Below are 3,933 nucleotides of genomic sequence, written 5' to 3'. Positions count from 1 at the left end.
AGATGTGGTATAAGAGACAGCCCCTTCCCGTCTCCCTTCTCGCCCCCCTCCCCGCCGCTCTTCGTAGCCCTGAGGTAAAGATCACCGCCGCGTCGGTGTCCTCAAGGCCCGCCCGTGCTCTGCCAGATGGCAAAGCCGCGTACGATCCGCTGTTGGCGGGAGCGAGTGCGCTGGTGGGGTCGTGGGGATCCGCGATCAAAATGCCGGACACAGGGTGCCGAAGACGTCCCCCTGGGCCCTTGTTTCTGCCACGATTCCGAGTGGGTGGGGCTCGGAGCCCGCGCTTTCGACCCGCCTGAAGACCTCCGCCGGGGGGACCCCCAACCGGCACACCTTTGACCATCTGGGAGAGTCACGGTGTACTTCGCCGCACTGCTCGCGCGCACCGAAGACGGGTGGGAAGCGAGCGACACAGAGCTCGACGATGTGGAAACCCTGTCGGATCTGGCCGACCTGGCCCGCGAGTCGTCCGTCGACGACGACACGGTCCTGGTCCTGATCGAGCAGGAGGACGCCTGGTTCAGCGTCGTCCGGGTGGACGGCGAGGACGATCCCCGCGTCTACGTCTCGGACGCCGCGGTGGCCGCCCGCAGCTCGTACGGCGAACTCCTGCTCGCCGACCTGCTCGCCAAGGACGTCGACGACGACCTGGACGCGCTGGACCTGGACGGCACGGAGGACGGCGAGGAGGACGAGGACGACGAGCCGGCCGCGGAAGCCGTCCCGCACGGCCCCGTCGGCGACGCCCGTCTCCTGGACGACCTCGGCATCTCGGAGAAGCAGCTCCAGTCCTTCGACAGCGACGCGCTCGGCGAGATCGCGGACGCGCTCGGTGCGACGGAGATGCTGGAAGCCGTCCGCTGACCCCCGATCCCGTACGCGACCCCTGGCAGCCCGCGATGCGGCTCGCCCTCGCCGAGGCGGGGCGGGCCGGTCCGGACGTCCCCGTCGGGGCGGTCGTCCTCGGCCCGGACGGTACGACGGTGCTGGCCGCCGCGCACAACGAGCGCGAGGCGACGGGCGATCCGACGGCCCACGCGGAGGTGCTGGCACTGCGCCGGGCCGCCTCCGCGCTGGGCGCGTGGCGGCTCGTCGACTGCACGCTCGTCGTCACCCTGGAGCCGTGCGTGATGTGCGCCGGGGCGCTGGTGCAGTCCCGTGTCGACCGGGTGGTCTACGGCGCCCGGGACGACAAGGCCGGCGCCGCCGGTTCGGTCTGGGACGTCGTCCGCGACCGCCGCCTCAACCACCGCCCCGAGGTGATCGGCGAGGTCCTCGCGGACGCCTGCGCAACCCTCCTGACCAGCTTCTTCCGCACCCCCTGAGGCCGCCCCCGATACCGATTTCCGAGCAGCCCGACCCGTGCTGTAAGGTCTCTCTCGGTAGCGTGTCCGAGCGGCCGAAGGAGCTCGCCTCGAAAGCGAGTGTGGCGCAAGTCACCGAGGGTTCAAATCCCTCCGCTACCGCTCACGATGAAGGGCCTCGCCGATTGCGGCGGGGCCCTTCGAGTTTGCATCCCACACTCTGCATCCCACACTTTGCGACTCACACCCGATCAATACGATGAAATGCTCGGTGCGAAAGCTACACTCACGCCCGGCAGCCAGGGGGATTCGAGTTACAGGGGAGGCGCGGTGGCGGTGCAGGCCAAGAAGATCGCCGTCTATGTGCTCGTCGTGTTCGTGTTGTACGTGATCATTACGGACCCGGCGAAGGCCGCGGACTACGTGCAGCTAGGGTTCGAGGGCATATCCAACGCGGCGAAGGCCATCGGGGACTTCTTCACGTGGCTCGCCGACGGGGCCAAGTAGCCGCCCTGTCCCGGTGGGAGACCCCGTGATCCGGCATCTGGTGCTGTTCAGGCTCAACGACGGTGTGACGCGCGAGGACGAGCGCGTGGTGGCCGGTGAGGCCGCGTTTCGGGCGCTGCCCGGCGAGATTGAGGACGTCGAGTTCTGGGAGCTCGGCTGGAACCTCTCCGACCGGCCGATCGCGTACGACTTCGCGATCAACTCGTCGTTCGCGGACGCGGAGGCGTTGAAGCGGTACATCGAGCACCCCGCGCACCAGGCGGGCGTGGCGCTGTGGCGCGAGTTCTCGACGTGGGTCGTCGCCGACTACACCTTCTGAAGCCGACTACACCTGCTGAAAGCGTCGTTCGTCCCTCAACACGGTGTAATGCGGTGCTTGCACACAGTGGTGATGTCTTGTGATGCTATGACCGCTTTTGACGGATGAACGGCGGATGAAGAGGTGGCGTTGACCGTGTCGGCCAGTACTGCGCCACCCCAGGAGACCGCGCCCGACGCGGTAGAGGAAACGGTTCCGGAGCTTTCGGAGAAGCAGCGCCGGGGCGCGGACACCCGGGCCCTGACGACCGTCCTCTTCGGCCAGCTCAAGGAGTTGCCGCCGGGTACGCCGGAGCACCGCCGGGTGCGTACGGCGCTCATCGAGGCGAATCTCCCGCTCGTGCGCTACGCCGCCGCGCGGTTCCGCTCCCGCAACGAGCCGATGGAGGACGTCGTCCAGGTCGGGACGATCGGTCTGATCAACGCGATCGACCGCTTCGACCCCGACCGGGGCGTGCAGTTCCCGACGTTCGCGATGCCGACGGTCGTCGGCGAGATCAAGCGGTACTTCCGCGACAACGTGCGCACCGTCCACGTACCCCGCCGGCTGCACGAGCTGTGGGTGCAGGTGAACGGGGCGACGGAGGATCTGACGACCGCGTACGGCCGCACCCCCACGACCGCCGAGATCGCCGAGCGGCTGCGGATCGGGGAGGACGAGGTCCTGTCCTGCATCGAGGCCGGCCGCTCGTACCACGCGACGTCCCTGGAGGCCGCCCAGGAGGGCGACGGGCTGCCGGGGCTGCTCGACAGGATCGGGTACGAGGATCCCGCGCTGGACGGCGTCGAGCACCGCGACCTCGTCCGCCACCTGCTCGTGCAGCTGCCGGAGCGGGAGCAGCGGATCCTGTTGCTCCGTTACTACAGCAATCTGACCCAGTCGCAGATCAGCGCCGAGCTGGGGGTCTCGCAGATGCACGTCTCCCGGCTGCTCGCCCGGTCCTTCCAGCGGCTGCGCTCCGCGAACCGGATCGAGGCGTAGATCCCCCCGGTTCTGGGAATCGTAAGCAGGATCGATACGTCACCGTCGCGGGCGAATCGGCCAGGCGGCGCTTTTGGGGCCGATTCGGGCTGAGACCTCGTCATACACCGTCTGTGCAGGGCTGTTTCGTTGGTCACATGTCGACATGTCACTACAGCGTGTTGCCGACATGTGACATTCTGCCGGAAGCGCGTTTGCCGAGGCTTCGGCTCCGGTATTCAGGTGAAGGCCGACGTTCCACCCGGAGCGCCAGCCCCGACCGTCCCGCGACCCAAAGGGGGTGGCATGTCCGCAGACCAGGGCAGCTCGAAGGTGCTCACGCTCGCGAAGAGCGCGTCCGCGCCCGCCGTGCCCGCCGAGCCGGACCCGCTCGACGACGTCACGGCCGACGTCCCGGCACTCACCGCCGGACCGGCTCCGGCGCTTCCCGCCCCCACGGAGGCGATCGACACCCGGACCCTGTCCCGCTCCCTGTTCCTGCGGCTCGCCGCGCTCGACGAGGACAGCCCCGAGCGTGCGTATGTCCGTGACACCTTGATCGAGCTCAACCTGCCGCTCGTGCGGTACGCCGCCGCGCGGTTCCGCTCGCGCAACGAGCCGATGGAGGACATCGTCCAGGTCGGCACGATCGGGCTGATCAAGGCGATCGACCGGTTCGACTGCGAGCGGGGGGTCGAGTTCCCCACCTTCGCGATGCCCACCGTCGTCGGTGAGATCAAGCGGTTCTTCCGGGACACGTCCTGGTCGGTTCGCGTTCCTCGCCGGCTCCAGGAGCTGCGGCTCGCCCTCACCAAGGCCAGTGACGAGCTGTCCCAGCGGCTC

The 3,933-nt window shown here is 68.6% G+C and carries 6 protein-coding genes and 1 tRNA gene; all 7 read left to right on the top strand.

The window, feature by feature from the left end; translation table 11 throughout:
* Nucleotides 1-357: 357 nt before the first annotated feature.
* Nucleotides 358-864 carry a tRNA adenosine deaminase-associated protein gene (locus tag AOK24_RS20015; RefSeq protein ID WP_055721431.1) on the top strand — a complete coding sequence of 169 codons (507 nt, stop codon included), beginning with the start codon at nucleotides 358-360 and terminating at the stop codon, nucleotides 862-864.
* 35 nt (nucleotides 865-899) lie between these two features.
* Entirely contained in the window at nucleotides 900-1,325 is a 426-nt protein-coding gene (gene tadA, locus AOK24_RS20010) for a tRNA adenosine(34) deaminase TadA (protein ID WP_055721430.1), read from the top strand.
* A gap of 56 nt (nucleotides 1,326-1,381) precedes the next feature.
* Nucleotides 1,382-1,466: transfer RNA gene (locus AOK24_RS20005), tRNA-Ser, on the top strand.
* A gap of 168 nt (nucleotides 1,467-1,634) precedes the next feature.
* A complete protein-coding gene (locus AOK24_RS49250) occupies nucleotides 1,635-1,811 on the top strand; it encodes a hypothetical protein (protein WP_165854585.1) in 177 nt (58 codons plus the stop codon).
* 25 nt (nucleotides 1,812-1,836) lie between these two features.
* Complete coding sequence (locus AOK24_RS20000; RefSeq protein WP_055721429.1) at nucleotides 1,837-2,130, top strand: Dabb family protein; 294 nt, start codon at nucleotides 1,837-1,839, stop codon at nucleotides 2,128-2,130.
* 123 nt (nucleotides 2,131-2,253) lie between these two features.
* Nucleotides 2,254-3,111, top strand: a complete 858-nt coding sequence (locus tag AOK24_RS19995; RefSeq protein ID WP_193555130.1) for an RNA polymerase sigma factor SigF — start codon at nucleotides 2,254-2,256, stop codon at nucleotides 3,109-3,111.
* Between the two features lie 285 nt (nucleotides 3,112-3,396).
* The coding region (locus AOK24_RS19990) for a sigma-70 family RNA polymerase sigma factor (RefSeq protein ID WP_159051934.1) at nucleotides 3,397-3,933 on the top strand (537 nt) is incomplete at its 3' end.

The organism is Streptomyces niveiscabiei (assembly GCF_001419795.1).
Lineage (GTDB): Bacteria > Actinomycetota > Actinomycetes > Streptomycetales > Streptomycetaceae > Streptomyces > Streptomyces niveiscabiei.
The sequence above is the reverse complement of the archived record's forward strand: the minus strand, read 5'-3'. Positions and strand labels throughout refer to the sequence as shown.